Genomic DNA, 14,538 nt, shown 5'->3' on the forward strand with positions numbered 1-14,538 from the left:
CCTTTAGAACTGGTAGCGGCGCATGCGCCGCTGGATGACGAAGAGATAAAGCGAGACGCCGGCGAGGATGATGAGGAACATCACCGCGGCGATGGTGGCGCCCATGGAGCGGTCGCCCATCTGGTTCTGGAAACCGAAGAAGGTGCGGTAGAGCAGCGTGCCCAGGATGTCCGTCGCGCCGTTCGGGCCGGCAAGCGCGCTCTGCACCGTGTAGATCAGGTCGAAAGCGTTGAAATTGCCGACGAAGGTGAGCACCGAGACGATGCCGATCGAGGGCAGGATGAGCGGCAGCTTGATCTTCCGGAACTGGCTCCAGCCGGTGATGCCGTCGCATTCGGCGGCTTCCAGCACCTCGTCGGGGATGTTCAGGAGAGCGGCGTAGATCAACATCATCGGGATGCCGACATATTGCCAGACCGAGATCAGCGAGACGGTGACGAGCGCCGTTTCCGGCTTGCCGAGCCACGGGGCGAAAGCCCATTTCAGGCCCACCCAATCCATCATGCCCGGCGCGATGCCCCAGATGGGCGACAGGATGAGCTTCCAGATGAAGCCGACGATGACGAAGGAAAGAAGCGTCGGAACGAAGATCGCCGACCGGTAGAAGGCGGCAAACCTGAGGTTCGGCGCCGACAGCATGGCGGCGATCGCGATCCCGACCGGGTTCTGCACCACCATGTGGATGATGAAGAAGATGACGTTGTTGCCGAGCGCGTTCCAGAAATCGGCGGAAAGCCGCGGATCGGTGAACAGGGTGCGGAAATTGTCGAAGCCGACGAAGGCGAATTGCCCCTCGACCATGTTGAAGAGCGAAAGCCTCAGCGTCTCGATCAGCGGCAGGATCATCACCGCCGTATAGACGAGGAAAGCCGGCGCCAGGAAAATGAGGATATGCCACCGGGCCGGACGTTTCACCGGAGCGATCGCGGTATCGGTCATGTCGGTATCGCTCATGGCGCAATCCATTTCATTGGTGGCGTCTCTCACCACAGCAATTTCCGTGTGGGAAGGGAAGCCCCCTCATCCGCCTGCCGGCACCTTCTCCCCGGCGGGGAGAAGCGACATTGCCGTAACGCCTCCGCTCCTCCTCTCCCCTTGGGGGTCCGAAGGACGGGGCGAGACCCGTGGCTCGACCCCGGTCGGGGGGCCGAGCGAAGCGGAGGCCGGGTGAGGGGATATTCGCTTACTTCGCCGGCTTGTACCAGCTGTCGAGGCCCTTCTGGGTTTCGGCTGCGGCCTGGTCCGGCGTTTCCGTGCCGTTGATGACGTTGGCGGAAACACGCCACATTTCGAGATCGAGATTCGGCTGGCCGCGGCCGACGATCGCCGCGCTTGGACGGATCGTCGTCTTGCAGTCCTGGCGCCAGGAAACGAATTCCTGGGCAAGCGCGTCATTCATCTTCACGGCCGTGGAGTTCAGGCTGAAGAAGCCCGGCAGCGCGTTGGCGTAAAGCTCGGCGAATTCCGGCGAAGCGACCCAGGCGAGGAATTTCTTCGCGGCCTCCGGGTTCTTGCCCTTGGCGTTGAGGCCAAGACCGATGTCGTTATGGTCGGAGATGTAGCAGGTGTCGCCCGCCTTCCTCACCGGCGGGGGGAAGGCGCCCATCTCGAAATCGGCCTGAGCCTTGAACGGGGCGATTTCCCACGAACCGGCTGGATAGATCGCGGCGCGGCCGAGCGTGAAGAGGTTCTGGCTGTCCGGATAGGTCTGGGCCTCGAAACCGTCGCCGAGATAGGGCTTCCACCTGGCAAGCGTCTTGTAGGGCTCGACCCATTGCGGATCGGTGAGCTTTTCCTTGCCCGCGATCAGCGCCTTGCGGCCTTCCTCGCCCTTCCAGTCGTTCGGGCCGATGTTGTAGTAGCCCATCGTGGCCGCTTCCCACTGGTCCTTGGTGCCCATGGCGAGCGGGATGTAGTTGCCGTCCTTCTTGAACTTTTCGAGTACGGCGAAGAACTCGTCCTCGGTCTTCGGCACCTTCACGCCGGCTTCCTCGAAAGCCTTCTTGTTGTAGATGAAGCCGTGGATGACCGATGCCATCGGCACACAGAAAGTGGTCTTGCCGTCATCGGTGGTCCAGGCGGACTTGGCGACGTCGGAGAAGTTCGAAATGCCGGGCAGATCGTTCAGCGAGGCGAGCTGGCCCTTCTGGAACATGGCGAGCGACAGGTCGAACGGGCGGCAGGTGATGAGGTCGCCGGCGGTGCCGGCCTCGAGCTTGGCGTTGACGGCGGAATTGTATTCCGTGGGCGCCATCGGCGCGAAGGTCACCTTGATGCCCGGATTCTTGGCCTGGAAGGCCGGGATGATCTTTTCCTGCCAGATCGACAGGTCGTCGTTGCGCCAGCTCTCGATGGTGAGCTGCGCGGTCTGGGCCGATGCCATGCCCGCGGGCGCGAGCACGGTCGTTGCGAAAAGCATGCCTTTCAATATGCGGGTCATGACGTTCTCCCTCTTTCCTGCGCCTTCAGGCGCGTTTCACGGAACTCTTGGCCGCCTGCAGCTCATCGAGCGCAGCACGCAACACCTGGCCGGACCGGGCCAGCAATTCCTGCGCCTCCTCGACATTCCGCACGCCGACGGCGAGCAGAACGGCGACCTTCACCGAGCCATCGGCCGCTTCGAACCAGGCACGCGCCTCCTCGAAGCCGATCTCGGCGATCTCGGCGACCATGCCGGCTGCGCGGGCGCGCAGCTTGTCGTTGTCGGCGCGCAGATTGACCATATGGCCGTCATGCACATGGCCGAGCTTCACCGCGGCAAGCGTCGACAGCATGTTGAAGGCGATCTTCTGGGCCGTCGCCGCGCCCATCCGGGTCGAGCCGGCGACCACTTCCGGCGGCGTTTCCAGCAGGATGGAGACATCGGCCCCGTTAAACAGCCTGGCCCCGGCATTGTTGGCGATCGCCACCAGCCTGGCGCCCCGCGCCCTGGCGGTCTCGGCGACCGCGACCGTATAGGGTGTCGAACCGCTCGCCGACACGCAGATCACGCAGTCGGACGCCCCGATGATGTCCGCATCGCGGTGGCCGAGCGCCGGATCGTCCTCCGGCCCGCCGGGCAGGTCCGCGACCGCGGACAATCCGCCGGCGAACAGGACGGCGATCCGTTCAGGCGCAATTCCATAGGTGCCGGGCAGTTCGAGCGCATCGGCCATCGCGACAAGGCCGGCGCTGCCGGCGCCCGCATAAACAAGCCTGCCGCCCGACTTCAACGTTGCAGTTACCAGATCGGCCGCTTGGGCGATCGCCTGAACAGCGCGGTCGACGGCTCTCGCCGCCTCCTGCTGGCCGTCCGCCAGAAGCTCAAGGATTTTCACGGGCGCAAGCGCATCGAGCCCTTTCGCTTCCCGGTGTCTTTTTTCGGTGGCATTTTCGCGCATCCGTTTCTCCCTCTAACCAAAATGATGCCAAAAAAATACCAATTGTCCAGAAGCAAGGATTAACTTTCGTAAATGTGGAAGTAAGTCATTGAAGTATTTTATGAAATAATTTATTCCTTTCAGAGGCTTGTGAAAGGAAATTTTAAATACTGCAGATCGCTCTTGGTTAATGGTATTTTTTTGGTATCATAAACCATGGAGGTGCCCATGACGGAATATTTCATCGGAATAGACGGCGGAGGAACGAGCTGCCGCGCGGCGCTGGCTGACGGAAATGGCACCGTTCTCGGCCGCGGCAAGAGCGGGGCCTCCAATATTCTGACCGATCCCGACAATGCCCTGAAGCATATTGCCGAAGCGGCAAGCCTGGCGTTCGAGGCGGCCGGGCTGCGGCCTCGTCTTTCGTCCGCCTCCGCCACTCTCGGCCTTGCCGGCAACAATGTCGGCGATGCGGTGAGCTATGTGACGGCGCGGCTGCCTTTCCGTCAGGCCGACATCGTCTCGGACGGCGTGATCGCGCTTCAGGGGGCGATCGGCGACCAGGACGGCGCGATCGGCATCGTCGGCACCGGCACCATCTATATCATCCGGCATAACGGAAAGCTGCGTTCGATAGCCGGCTGGGGATTCCAGGTCAGCGATCTCGGCAGCGGCGCGCGGATCGGCCAGCTTGCGCTGCAGGAGAGCCTGCTCGCCTACGACGGCATCCATCCGATGACGGGGCTTTCCGAGGCGATCCTCGCCGGGTTCGGCAACGATCCGGAGGCCGTCGTCGATTTCGCGCGGCTCGCCAAGCCCGGCGATTTCGGCCGGCATACGCCGAAAGTGTTCGACTTCGCACGGCAGGGAGACGCGGCTGCGATCCGCATCCTGAAAACCGGGGCCGCCGGCATCGATGAGGCGCTCGACGCCGTGAACGGCATCACCGGCGGCAAGGGCCGCCTCTGCCTGCTTGGCGGGCTTGCCGCGCTTTATCCCGAATATATCGCCGAACGGCACCGCAAACGGCTTTCCGAACCGCTTGCCGATGCGCTGACCGGCGCCGTGGCGCTTGCCGTCAAGGCTTACGGCGCCCGGCTGGAGGTGCGGGCATGAACGAGACGCTTGCCGCAATCCTGCCGCTCGAAGGCCTGCAATCCGCCGGCACCGGCCCGCTCTACAGGAAGCTGCGCCAGAGCCTGGAGGATGCGATCCGCTCGGGCAAGCTCGGCCATGGCGACGCGCTTCCCGCCGAGCGGGACCTCGCGGACTATGCCAATGTCAGCCGCGTGACCGTCCGCAAGGCGGTGGACGACCTCGTCAAGGACGGGCTGCTCACCCGCAGGCACGGTTCCGGCACCTTCGTCGTCAAGCCCATGTCGCGCGTGCAGCAACCGCTGACCCGCCTCACCTCCTTCACGGAAGACATGGCCCGGCGCGGCCTCGTGACGAAATCGGAATGGCTTGAACGGGGCCTGTTCCACCCTTCCCCGGAGGAAATGATGATGCTGGGCCTCGCCCCGGGGACAAAAGTGGCCCGCCTCGGGCGCCTGCGCATCGCCAACGACATGCCGCTCGCCATCGAGCGCGCCAGCATCTCGGCGGAATTCCTGCCCGATCCCTCCGCGGTCGCCAACTCGCTCTACGCGGTGCTGGAAAAGAAGAACGCCCGGCCCGTGCGCGCCATACAACGGATATCCGCCTGCAATATGAACAATCCGGATGCCGGACTGCTGGCCGTGCCGATCGGTGCCGCCGGGCTGTCGATCGAGCGCGTGTCCTATCTCGCGTCCGGCCGCGTGGTGGAGCTGACCCGCTCGCTCTACCGCGGCGATGCCTATGATTTCGTGGCCGAGCTGTCGCTCGGCGAAAGCTGATAATTCGAGGAAACAACCATGCAGACCCATATGCGGCAAGAGATCAACGAGATACCCGAGGCGACCGCCCGCCTGCTGGAGCGGTCGGCCGCGGATCTCGCGGCGGCCGGCCGGGCGCTCCGCGACAAGGACCCCGCCTTCCTGATCACCATCGCCCGCGGCTCCTCCGACCACGCCGCGACCTTCATCAAGTACGCGGTCGAGCTTACGGCCGGCCGGCCGGTCGCGTCGCTCGGCCCTTCGCTCGCCTCGATCTACGGCGCGAAACTCAGGCTCGGCGGCGGTGCGGCGATCGCCATTTCCCAATCCGGCAAAAGCCCTGACATCGTCGCGATGGCGGAAGCCGCGACCGCAGCCGGGGCGGTGACCGTCGCACTCACCAACACGCTGCCCTCGCCGATCGCCAGCGCCTCGGCGCATGCGGTCGATATCAATGCTGGGCCGGAACTGGCCGTCGCGGCAACGAAATCCTTCGTCAACTCGATCGTCGCGGGCCTTGCGCTGCTTTCCGAATGGGTGGGCGACGAGGGACTGAAGACCGCCATCCGAAACCTGCCCTCGCATTTCGAGAAGGCGGTGAAGCTCGACTGGAGCGAGCTTGCCGGCGAACTCGGGGACGCGGAATCCCTCTACATGCTCGGCCGCGGACCGGCGCTGTCGATCGCCAGCGAGGCCGCGCTGAAGTTCAAGGAAACCTCCAACATGCATGCGGAGGCCTATTCCGCGGCGGAAGTGCTGCACGGCCCCGTCGCCCTGGTGGAAAAGCGCTTCCCCGTCGTGACCTTCGCGGCGCGCGATGCCGCCGAGGCTTCCGCCGTCGAGATCGCCGAGGCCCTCGCGGCCAAGGGTGCGCTCGCTTTCGCGACTTCCGACAAGGTGAAGGCGGCCCGCAGGCTGCCCTTCGTGGCGACCGGCCATCCGCTGACCGATGCGCTGGCGCTGATCCTGCCTTTCTACGGCTTCGTGGAAGCCTGGTCGCGCGCCAAGGGCTTCAACCCGGATGCGCCCCTAGCACTCAAGAAAGTGACCGAGACATTATGAGCACCGCCAAGGCCATCACCGGAGCCCGCATCTTCGACGGCGCTTCCTGGCACGAAGATGCCGCACTCGTTTTCGCCGGCGGCAAGATCGAGGCGATCCGGCCCCGAACGGAGCTTTCCGCAGGCGTCGAGACCGTCGATGCCGGCGGCGGGTTCGTCGCCCCGGGCTTCATCGACCTGCAGGTGAACGGCGGCGGCGGCGTGCTGCTGAACGAGGAACCGACCGTCGCGGGGCTTGTCCGGATCTGCGCGGCACATGCCAAGTTCGGCACGACCGGCCTCTTGCCGACCCTGATCACCGACACGTTCGAGATCACCGCCAGGACCGTCGAGGCCGGCAGGCAGGCCAAGGCGCAGGACGTTCCGGGCTTCCTCGGCCTGCATCTCGAGGGGCCGCACCTTTCGGTCGCGCGCAAGGGCGCCCATGACCCGAAGCTGATCCGCCCGATGGAAGAGAAGGATGTCGAGCTGATGCTGTCCTGCAAGGGCAGGTTCGACGCCATGATGATCACCATCGCGCCGGAAAACGTCACCACGGCGCAGGCAGCGCGGCTTGCGGAAGCCGGATTCGTGGTGAGCCTCGGCCACACCGACACGACCTACGAGGCCGCCCGGGATTATGCCGCCGCGGGCGTCCGCACCGTGACGCATCTCTTCAACGCCATGAGCCCGCTTGGCCACCGCCAGCCGGGCGTGGTGGGCGCGGCGCTCGACATCGGTTCGCTCCATGCCGGCCTGATCGCCGACGGCGTGCATGTTCACCCCGTCGCGATGGGCGTCGCGCTTCGCTCCAAGACCGGGCCGGGCAGGATCTTCATCGTCACCGACGCGATGTCGCCGATCGGCACGGACATGACGAGCTTCACGCTGAACGGCCGCGAGATCCTGCGCCGGGACGGACGCCTGACGCTTGCCGACGGGACACTCGCGGGCGCCGACATCGACATGATCTCCTCGGTCCGCTTCGTCCACGAAACGCTCGGTCTGCCGCTCGAGGAAGCGCTGCGGATGGCGTCGGCCTATCCTGCGGAAGCGGCCCGGCTTTCCGGCCGCAAGGGCGCCTTGAAACCGGGCCATGACGCCGATTTCGTGTTGCTCACCGATGGCCTCGGCATGAAAAGCACCTGGATCGGCGGCACGAAGGTGCATCAGGAATAGGATCAGCCGGCGACGGGAAAGCGTATCCCGACCCTGAGCCCCCTGCCCTCCCGGCCATCTGCGAGGGTCATCGCCGCGCCATGCAGGCGGGCGATCTCTTCCACGATCGGCAGGCCGAGGCCGGTTCCGCTCTTGTCGGTGCGGTCTCCCCTTTCGAAACGCTTCAATACGGCGGCCCGCTTTTCCGGCGGGATGCCGGGTCCGTCGTCCTCGACTTCCAGCACGGCGGCCCCGCCCTGCTGCCCGACGCGGACCGTCACCTCGGCGCCGGCGCCGGCATAGAGCAGGGCGTTGCCGATCAGATTCTTCAGAAGCTCGCCGAGCAGGAGCGGTTCGCCGGTGATCGCGACCTCGCCATCGCCTTCGAAACCGAGATCGATGCCCGCTTCCGCGGCGAGCGGCACATGTTCGGCCGTCGCGCCCTGCGCCAGCGCCGTCAGGCTGACCTTCTGCAGGGAGGCCGAGCGCGTGGCCGCATCGATCTTGGCCATCAGCAGGAGCTGGGCAAGGATGCGCTCGGCATCGGCGACCGCCTCGTCCGCCTTGCGGGCTGCTTCCTTCGCCTCGTCGAGCGAGGCGGCGCGCAGGGCCAGCGCAAGCTGGGTGCGGATGATGGCAAGCGGCGTGCGGAGCTGGTGGCTGGCATTGCCGGTGAAATGCCGGAGCGCCTCCAGGGCGCTTTCCAGGCGCACCATGAAGGAATTGACCGTATCGACAAGGCCCTGCACCTCGTTCGGCACATGCTCGCGGATGGGGTGAAGATCGTCCGGGCTGCGTTCCGCAATCGCCTCGCTGAAGCGGTAGAGCGGGCGCAGCGACAGCGTCACCGCCACCCAGACGATGACGGCGGCTCCCGCGATCATGAAGAGAAGGCGCAGCGCCGAACGGATCAGGATGGTGCGCGTCAGCTGCTGGCGGGCGATGGTGGTTTCGGCGACGGTGACGATGAAAGGCACCGAGTTGATGCCGGTCGAGGCGGACCGCGCCAGTGCCGCAACGCGGATCGGCTCCCCGCGGAAGGTGGAATTCTCGAAGGCGGCGGCCTGTCCTTCCCGGCGTGGGATGGACGGAAGGTTCTGATAGCCGGTGATGAATTTTCCGGGCGGGCCGTCGACCCGGTAGAACACCCGGTCCTGCGCCGCCGACGTCAGCATTTCCAGCGCCACATAGGGAATGTCGACTTCCAGCGATCCGTCCTCGGCGACGATCACGCGCTCGGCGATCGCCAGGGCCGAGCCGGCGAGCACGCGGTCGGAAACCTCGTTCGCCGTATCGACCGCCTCGTCCCAGGTGTCGATCATGGCGACCGTGCCGATCACCGCGGTGGAGGCCAGAAGCCAGGCGAGCAGCCGGCGCCGCAGCGAATAGGCGGCCGTTTGCGTCATCGGCGACGTCATGGGGCAGGCGCCGCCGCATCGAGATAATACCCGATGCCGCGGGCGGTCTTCACCGTCAGCCCGTGCGGCGCGAGGCGGCGGCGCAGGCGGCTTACATATTGCTCGATGGCGTTGGCGGAAAGATCGTCGTCGAAACCGGTAAGCGAGCCGATGATGGCGTCCTTCGACACGACCTTTCCGGCCCTCAGGAACAGAAGCTCCAGAAGCGCGATCTCGCGGGCGGGAATGTCGAGCGGGATGCCGCGGATGGAGAAGGTCCGCGAATTCAGGTCGAAAGTGACCCCGCCATAGTTCACGATCGAGCTTCTCAGGCCCGCCTGGCGGCGCAGGAGCACGCGGATGCGCGCCTCGAATTCCGATATGTCGAAGGGTTTTATCATGTAGTCGTCGGCACCGAGGTCGAGCCCCTTCACCCGCTCCTCCGGCGTGCCGCGGGCGGTCAGGATCATCACCGCAGCCTTGTTCTGGCGGGCGCGCATGGCGCGCAGCACGTCCAGCCCGTCCATTTCCGGCAGGTTCAGATCGAGGATGACGAGGTCATAGGTCTCGGCCGCGGCAACAGCTTCGGCGGAAGCCCCGTCCGAAACCGCGTCGACCGCATAGCCGCTGCCGCGCAGGATTGCCGTCAGCCCCTCGGCCAGCGCCCGATTGTCCTCGACCAGAAGAATACGCACCCGATGCCTCCCTTCCGGCCAGTCTACAGGCGCTGGACGGGGAAGTCACGAAGGGGGCCGAAGGGTTATTTCGAACGGCCGATATAGTCCATCTTGCCGACCGGAACGCCCTTGTGGCGCAGGATCGCATAGGCCGTCGTCACATGGAAATAGAAGTTCGGGACGGCAAAACCCAGAATGTAGCTCTTGCCCGTGAAGGTCGTGGAGCCGCTGCGGGTGGTGAGCACCACCTCGGCCTCCTCGCGGCCTGCCATGGCGGACGGATCGATACCCTTGAGGAAAGCCACGGTCCTTTCGATGCGGTCCTGCAGTTCCGCGAAGGTCGCCTCGCCGTCGGCCATGGGGAGGTTCTCGATTCCCGCCACGCGCACCGCCGCGAACCTGGCCGTATCGCTGGCGCGCTGGACCTGCGCGATCAGCGGATACATGTCGTCGATCAGGCGGGCCTGCAGCAGGTCCTTGTGGGACAGGCCTTTTTCGTCGGCATAGGCCTCGCCTTTCTTCAGGATCTCCGCAAGGTTGCCGAAGGCATTGATGAAGACCGGCACGCTGATATCGTAGAGCGAAAGCGACATGGTTCTGACCTTTGTTCGCAGCGGGCGCCAGCCCTCCGGCGCCTGAGAAAGACCGCCAACAGGTAATGGCGCCCGGCCGGAAAGCAAGCCGGCCGAAGCTGCATCCGCAAGACCGTGGCACGAATGCCACGCGCCGGCCGGCCGGCTTGTCCGGGCGGCCCGGGTGGGGCATTGTGGAGGCATGAAAAGGCTGCTTTTCCCTCTCCTCTGCCTTGCCCTTTCGCCCGCCCCCGCGGCGGCGGAAACGGCGCTGTTTCCGGCGCCTTCCGGCCGGAGCGACGCGCCCGTCCTGACCGTCTATTCCTCGCTCGACGAGCCGCTCGCCAAGCCGATGATCACCGGCTTCCAGCAGGCCAATCCGGATGTCGCCGTGCGTTACGAGGACATGCTGACCGGTGAGATCTACGACCGGATCGTGCGGGAGACCGACATGGGCGAGAAGACCGCCGATTTCGCCTTCTCCTCCGCCATGGACCTGCAGGTGAAGCTTGCCAACGACGGTTACGCGCAGCGCAGCGACCTGCCGATGAGCGGCCAGTGGCCGACCTGGGCGAACTGGCGCAATACCGCCTATGCCCTCACCTTCGAGCCCGCGGTCTTCGTCTATCACAAACCGAGCTTCAGGGATTTTCCGCCACCCTCCACGCGGGCGGAGTTCGTCGACTTCCTGCAGAAGCAGGGAGATGCAATCTACGGGCGGATCGGCACCTATGACATCGAGCGTTCCGGCGTGGGCTTCCTGTTCATGGCGCGCGACCAGGAGCAGTTCAGCGACATCTGGTCGGTGATCCGGGCCATGGGAGCGGCGGGCGTCAAGCTCTATTCGACCAGCCAGGCCATCCTGGAACGCGTCGCCGACGGGCGTTTCCTGCTTGGCTACAACATCCTCGGTTCCTATGCCGCCGACTGGGCCTCGCGTCATCCCGATGTCGGCATCGTGCTGCCGAAGGACTACACGGTCGTGATGTCGCGCATCGGCCTCGTCCCGCAGGCCGCAGCCGCGCCGGACCTCGGCAAGCGCTACCTGCAGTTCTTCATGTCGAAGGAAGGCCAGACGATCATGGCGCGCGAGCTGCAGATACCGGCGGTCAGCCCGGAGGTCGCGGGAAACAACACCGCCACGACGCTGCGGGAGATGCTGGGCGGCCAGTTGAAGCCCGTTCCCGTCAGCCTCGGGCTGATGGTCTATCTCGATCAGGTGAAGCGGGCGCGGCTGATCTCGCGCTGGAACGAAGTGCTGCGGCTGCAGTAGACCGAATTTCGGCGATTTCGTGGCATCCACCCCTTGTCAAACTCGAAGCCCGCGAAAAATGTCAGGTAGATGTCAGCTTCATATGCTGGCTTAGGTCTAATCGGCCCCCGTTTGGAGGCGGGGACCCGATCAACGACGGGAGGATTTCGGGCAGGCGGTTCTCGCTGTCCGTTCCATCTATCGTTTTGACAGGAAAACATGCGCGCCTCGCCGAGGCGCCAACGGAGGATCGACCCTTGAAACATTTCTTCCTCGCTTCCATTCTCGCGGGCGCGCTCGCACTGCCGGCCACCGCGGCCGACTATGCGATCATGGCTCCGGCAGCACCTGGGGGCGGATGGGACCAGACGGCCCGCACGATGCAGACGGCGTTCCAGCAGGAAAAGATCGCCGGCAACGTCCAGGTCATGAACGTGCCGGGCGCCGGCGGCACGATCGGCATCGCCCAGTTCGCAAGCCAGCAGAAGGGCAATCCGGGCGCCCTGCTGGTCGGCGGCTACGTCATGGTCGGCGCGATCCTGACCAACAAGTCGCCGGTGACGCTGAAGGACGTCACGCCGATCGCCCGCCTGACCGGCGAATACGAAGCGATCGTCGTTCCGGCCTCGTCCGACATCAGGACGATCGGCGACCTCGTCGCCAAGCTGAAGGCGAACCCGGGCGCCGTTTCCTGGGGCGGCGGTTCGGCGGGCGGCACGGACCACATCCTCGTCGGCCTGCTTGCCAAGGCGGCCGGCGTCGACCCGACCAAGATCAACTACATCGCGTTTTCGGGCGGCGGTGAAGCGCTCGCGGCGATCCTCGGCAGCCAGGTGACCGCCGGCGTCTCGTCCTATGGCGAATTCGAATCGCAGATCAAGGCGGGCACGCTGCGCCTCCTCGCCGTCTCCTCCGACAAGAAGATCGAAGGCGCCGACGCCCCGACCCTGAAGGAATCCGGCTTCGACGTGGTCGTCCAGAACTGGCGCATGGTCGCCGCCGCTCCGGGCCTTTCCGAAGAGCAGAAGAAGGCCGTGACCGCCGACATCGAGAAGCTCGCCAAGTCCAAGACCTGGCAGGACAACCTGAAGACCAAGGGCTGGACCGACACCTATCTCGCCGGCCCGGCCTTCGAGGAACAGCTCGCCAAGGACGTTTCCGCCACGGAAGCCATCCTCAAGGACATCGGACTGGTCAAATGAGCCTCGACAGCAACAAGACCGAGCAGCGCCGCCCAGACTGGGCGGCGCTTGCCATTGCCGCGGTCCTGGCTGCCATCGCGGCCGTGATCCTCATCGACGTATCCCGGCTGAAAGGCGCCAGCGGCTATTCGCAGGTAGGCCCGGCCACCGTGCCCGACTGGATCGCCTTCGCGCTGATCGGACTTGCGATCTGGACCGTGGTCGAGGCTTTCCGCGGCGATTTTCCGACGCGCGAGAAACAGGAAACCGGCCCCGTGATCTGGATCGTCGCCGGACTTGCCGCGCAGATGCTGCTTCTGCGCTTCGCCGGCTTCTCGATCGCCACCGGCGTCCTGTTCGGCCTGACGGCCGCGGGCTTCGGCAAGCGCAAGCTGTGGGTCACGATCCCCGTCGGCATCGTCATCTGTCTTTTCATCTGGCTGATCTTCGCCGGACTGCTGCAGCTTGCGCTGCCTGCCGGGCCGCTGGAACGGCTTTTCCTGTGATCGGGCCCGGAAAGTAGGACCATGAGCACATTCGAATTCCTTCTGCAGGGGCTTGCCTCCGCGGCGCAGCCGATCAACCTGCTCTACGCCCTTATCGGCGTGACGCTCGGCACCGCCGTCGGCGTGCTGCCCGGCATCGGCCCGGCGCTCACCGTCGCGCTGCTTCTGCCCGTCACCTACAGGCTGGACCCGACCGGTTCGCTGATCATGTTCGCGGGCATCTATTACGGCGGCATGTACGGCGGCTCGACCACGTCGATCCTGCTCAACACGCCGGGCGAGAGTTCCTCGATCGTCACGGCGCTGGAGGGCAACAAGATGGCCCGGGCCGGGCGCGGCGGGCCGGCGCTGGCCACCGCGGCGATCGGCTCCTTCGTCGCGGGCCTGATCGCGACGCTGGCGCTCGCCTTCATCGCCCCCTACATCGTCAAGCTCGCGCTGGTCTTCGGCCCCCGCGAATATTTCGCGCTGATGGTGCTCGCCTTCGTGACGGTCTCCTCGGCCTTCGGCGATTCCGCCCTGCGCGGCCTGACCTCGCTGTTCGTCGGGCTGGCCTTCTCCGTGGTCGGCATCGACCAGCTCACCGGCCAGAACCGGCTGTCCTTCGGCATACCCGATCTCCTCGACGGCATCGAGGTCACGACCATGGCGGTCGCCATGTTCGCCATCGGCGAAACCCTGTTCATCGCGGCCCAGGGCAACAGGGGACCCGAAACGGTGGAAGCCGTCAAAGGCTCCGTCTGGATGAGCGCGCAGGACTGGGCGCGGTCCTGGAAAGCCTGGCTGCGCGGCACCGTCATCGGTTTCCCGATCGGCGCCATGCCGGCGGGCGGCGCCGAAATCGGCACCTTCCTCTCCTATGCGACCGAAAAGCGGCTCAGCAAGCATCCGGAGGAATTCGGCAACGGCGCGATCGAAGGCGTCGCGGGTCCGGAAGCGGCCAACAATGCGTCCGCCGCCGGCACGCTGGTGCCGCTGCTGACGCTCGGCCTGCCCACCTCCGCCACGGCGGCGATCATGCTCGCGGGCTTCCAGCAATACGGCCTGCAGCCCGGCCCGCTGCTCTTCGTGACCAACCCGCAGCTCGTCTGGGGCCTCATCGCCTCGCTTCTGATCGCGAACCTCATGCTGCTCGTGCTCAACCTGCCGCTCGTCGGCCTGTGGGTGAAGCTGCTGACCATTCCGAAGCCGTGGCTCTATGCGGGCATCCTGCTGTTTGCGACGCTCGGCACGATCGGCGCCAACCCCTCGGTCTTCGAACTCGGCATGCTGCTGACCTTCGGCTTCCTCGGCTACATCATGCGCGTGTTCGGCTATCCGATCGCACCGGTCGTCGTCGGCCTCATCCTCGGGCCGCTTGCCGAACAGCAGCTCCGCCGCGCGCTGGCGATCAGCCAGGGCGACGTCACGACCCTGGTCCAGTCGCCGATTGCAGCCGCGCTGCTCATCCTGGCGGCGCTCGCCTTCATCATCCCGCTGATCCTGCGTGCGCGCGGACGCGGCGAAGTGCTCTCGCAGATGGCAGCAAGCGAGGACTGAT

Annotated in this window: 14 protein-coding genes; 8 read left to right on the plus strand and 6 right to left on the minus strand. The window is 65.5% G+C overall.

The genetic code is table 11. The features are described from left to right. Positions 1–3: 3 nt before the first annotated feature. The 3 genes from ACFFP0_RS30025 to ACFFP0_RS30035 form a co-directional block, all read right to left on the minus strand. On the minus strand, positions 4–954 hold the full coding sequence (locus ACFFP0_RS30025; RefSeq protein ID WP_377265895.1) for a carbohydrate ABC transporter permease: 951 nt from the start codon (positions 952–954) through the stop codon (positions 4–6). Positions 955–1,183: 229 nt separating this feature from the next. Further along, positions 1,184–2,440, minus strand: a complete 1,257-nt coding sequence (locus ACFFP0_RS30030; RefSeq protein ID WP_377265896.1) for an ABC transporter substrate-binding protein — start codon at positions 2,438–2,440, stop codon at positions 1,184–1,186. 25 nt (positions 2,441–2,465) lie between these two features. After that, on the minus strand, positions 2,466–3,380 hold the full coding sequence (locus ACFFP0_RS30035) for an N-acetylmuramic acid 6-phosphate etherase (protein WP_377265897.1): 915 nt from the start codon (positions 3,378–3,380) through the stop codon (positions 2,466–2,468). 207 nt (positions 3,381–3,587) lie between these two features. Between ACFFP0_RS30035 and ACFFP0_RS30040 the strand changes: the two genes are divergently transcribed. Genes ACFFP0_RS30040 through nagA form a run of 4 tightly spaced genes read left to right on the plus strand, consistent with a single transcriptional unit; the run spans position 3,588 to position 7,434 of the window. Continuing rightward, positions 3,588–4,475 (plus strand): glucosamine kinase nucleotide-binding domain-containing protein, encoded by an 888-nt coding sequence (locus ACFFP0_RS30040; protein ID WP_377265898.1) that lies wholly within the window; start codon positions 3,588–3,590, stop codon positions 4,473–4,475. Then, positions 4,472–5,236: a GntR family transcriptional regulator gene (locus ACFFP0_RS30045; protein WP_377265899.1), complete on the plus strand. Its 765-nt coding sequence runs from the start codon at positions 4,472–4,474 to the stop codon at positions 5,234–5,236. Before ACFFP0_RS30040 ends, ACFFP0_RS30045 begins: the two co-directional genes overlap by 4 nt. Positions 5,237–5,254: 18 nt before the next feature. After that, positions 5,255–6,277: an SIS domain-containing protein gene (locus ACFFP0_RS30050; protein ID WP_377265900.1), complete on the plus strand. Its 1,023-nt coding sequence runs from the start codon at positions 5,255–5,257 to the stop codon at positions 6,275–6,277. Then, the gene (gene nagA / locus ACFFP0_RS30055; protein ID WP_377265901.1) at positions 6,274–7,434 is read left to right on the plus strand and encodes an N-acetylglucosamine-6-phosphate deacetylase; all 1,161 of its coding nucleotides are present in this window, start codon (positions 6,274–6,276) and stop codon (positions 7,432–7,434) included. Before ACFFP0_RS30050 ends, nagA begins: the two co-directional genes overlap by 4 nt. 2 nt (positions 7,435–7,436) lie before the next feature. Here the strand turns inward: nagA and ACFFP0_RS30060 are convergent, their stop codons facing one another. The 3 genes from ACFFP0_RS30060 to ACFFP0_RS30070 form a co-directional block, all read right to left on the minus strand. After that, positions 7,437–8,831: a sensor histidine kinase gene (locus ACFFP0_RS30060; protein WP_377265902.1), complete on the minus strand. Its 1,395-nt coding sequence runs from the start codon at positions 8,829–8,831 to the stop codon at positions 7,437–7,439. Beyond that, positions 8,828–9,505: a response regulator gene (locus ACFFP0_RS30065; protein ID WP_377265903.1), complete on the minus strand. Its 678-nt coding sequence runs from the start codon at positions 9,503–9,505 to the stop codon at positions 8,828–8,830. Before ACFFP0_RS30065 ends, ACFFP0_RS30060 begins: the two co-directional genes overlap by 4 nt. Positions 9,506–9,570: 65 nt before the next feature. Continuing rightward, on the minus strand, positions 9,571–10,080 hold the full coding sequence (locus tag ACFFP0_RS30070; protein ID WP_377265904.1) for a DUF1993 domain-containing protein: 510 nt from the start codon (positions 10,078–10,080) through the stop codon (positions 9,571–9,573). A 181-nt stretch (positions 10,081–10,261) separates the two neighbouring features. On the opposite strand from ACFFP0_RS30070, the gene ACFFP0_RS30075 reads away from it, so the two are divergent. The 4 genes from ACFFP0_RS30075 (at position 10,262) to ACFFP0_RS30090 (ending at position 14,537) form a co-directional block, all read left to right on the plus strand. Next, entirely contained in the window at positions 10,262–11,332 is a 1,071-nt protein-coding gene (locus ACFFP0_RS30075) for an ABC transporter substrate-binding protein (RefSeq protein WP_377265905.1), read from the plus strand. Positions 11,333–11,568: 236 nt separating this feature from the next. Continuing rightward, positions 11,569–12,513, plus strand: a complete 945-nt coding sequence (locus ACFFP0_RS30080) for a Bug family tripartite tricarboxylate transporter substrate binding protein (protein WP_377265906.1) — start codon at positions 11,569–11,571, stop codon at positions 12,511–12,513. Next, entirely contained in the window at positions 12,510–12,998 is a 489-nt protein-coding gene (locus ACFFP0_RS30085) for a tripartite tricarboxylate transporter TctB family protein (RefSeq protein ID WP_377265907.1), read from the plus strand. Before ACFFP0_RS30080 ends, ACFFP0_RS30085 begins: the two co-directional genes overlap by 4 nt. Positions 12,999–13,019: 21 nt before the next feature. Beyond that, on the plus strand, positions 13,020–14,537 hold the full coding sequence (locus ACFFP0_RS30090) for a tripartite tricarboxylate transporter permease (RefSeq protein WP_377265908.1): 1,518 nt from the start codon (positions 13,020–13,022) through the stop codon (positions 14,535–14,537). Position 14,538: the final 1 nt, after the last annotated feature.

It is taken from the genome of Neorhizobium puerariae (assembly GCF_042429745.1).
Taxonomy (GTDB): Bacteria; Pseudomonadota; Alphaproteobacteria; order Rhizobiales; family Rhizobiaceae; genus Neorhizobium; species Neorhizobium puerariae.

Coding starts and splice junctions, on each gene's coding strand:
- ACFFP0_RS30045 (WP_377265899.1), top strand. CDS start 4,472: ATGAACGAGACGCTTGCCGCAATCCTGCCGCTCGAAGGCCTGCAATCC.
- ACFFP0_RS30075 (WP_377265905.1), top strand. CDS start 10,262: ATGAAAAGGCTGCTTTTCCCTCTCCTCTGCCTTGCCCTTTCGCCCGCC.
- ACFFP0_RS30085 (WP_377265907.1), top strand. CDS start 12,510: ATGAGCCTCGACAGCAACAAGACCGAGCAGCGCCGCCCAGACTGGGCG.
- nagA (WP_377265901.1), top strand. CDS start 6,274: ATGAGCACCGCCAAGGCCATCACCGGAGCCCGCATCTTCGACGGCGCT.
- ACFFP0_RS30090 (WP_377265908.1), top strand. CDS start 13,020: ATGAGCACATTCGAATTCCTTCTGCAGGGGCTTGCCTCCGCGGCGCAG.
- ACFFP0_RS30025 (WP_377265895.1), bottom strand. CDS start 954: ATGAGCGATACCGACATGACCGATACCGCGATCGCTCCGGTGAAACGT.
- ACFFP0_RS30030 (WP_377265896.1), bottom strand. CDS start 2,440: ATGACCCGCATATTGAAAGGCATGCTTTTCGCAACGACCGTGCTCGCG.
- ACFFP0_RS30060 (WP_377265902.1), bottom strand. CDS start 8,831: ATGACGTCGCCGATGACGCAAACGGCCGCCTATTCGCTGCGGCGCCGG.
- ACFFP0_RS30040 (WP_377265898.1), top strand. CDS start 3,588: ATGACGGAATATTTCATCGGAATAGACGGCGGAGGAACGAGCTGCCGC.
- ACFFP0_RS30035 (WP_377265897.1), bottom strand. CDS start 3,380: ATGCGCGAAAATGCCACCGAAAAAAGACACCGGGAAGCGAAAGGGCTC.
- ACFFP0_RS30070 (WP_377265904.1), bottom strand. CDS start 10,080: ATGTCGCTTTCGCTCTACGATATCAGCGTGCCGGTCTTCATCAATGCC.
- ACFFP0_RS30050 (WP_377265900.1), top strand. CDS start 5,255: ATGCAGACCCATATGCGGCAAGAGATCAACGAGATACCCGAGGCGACC.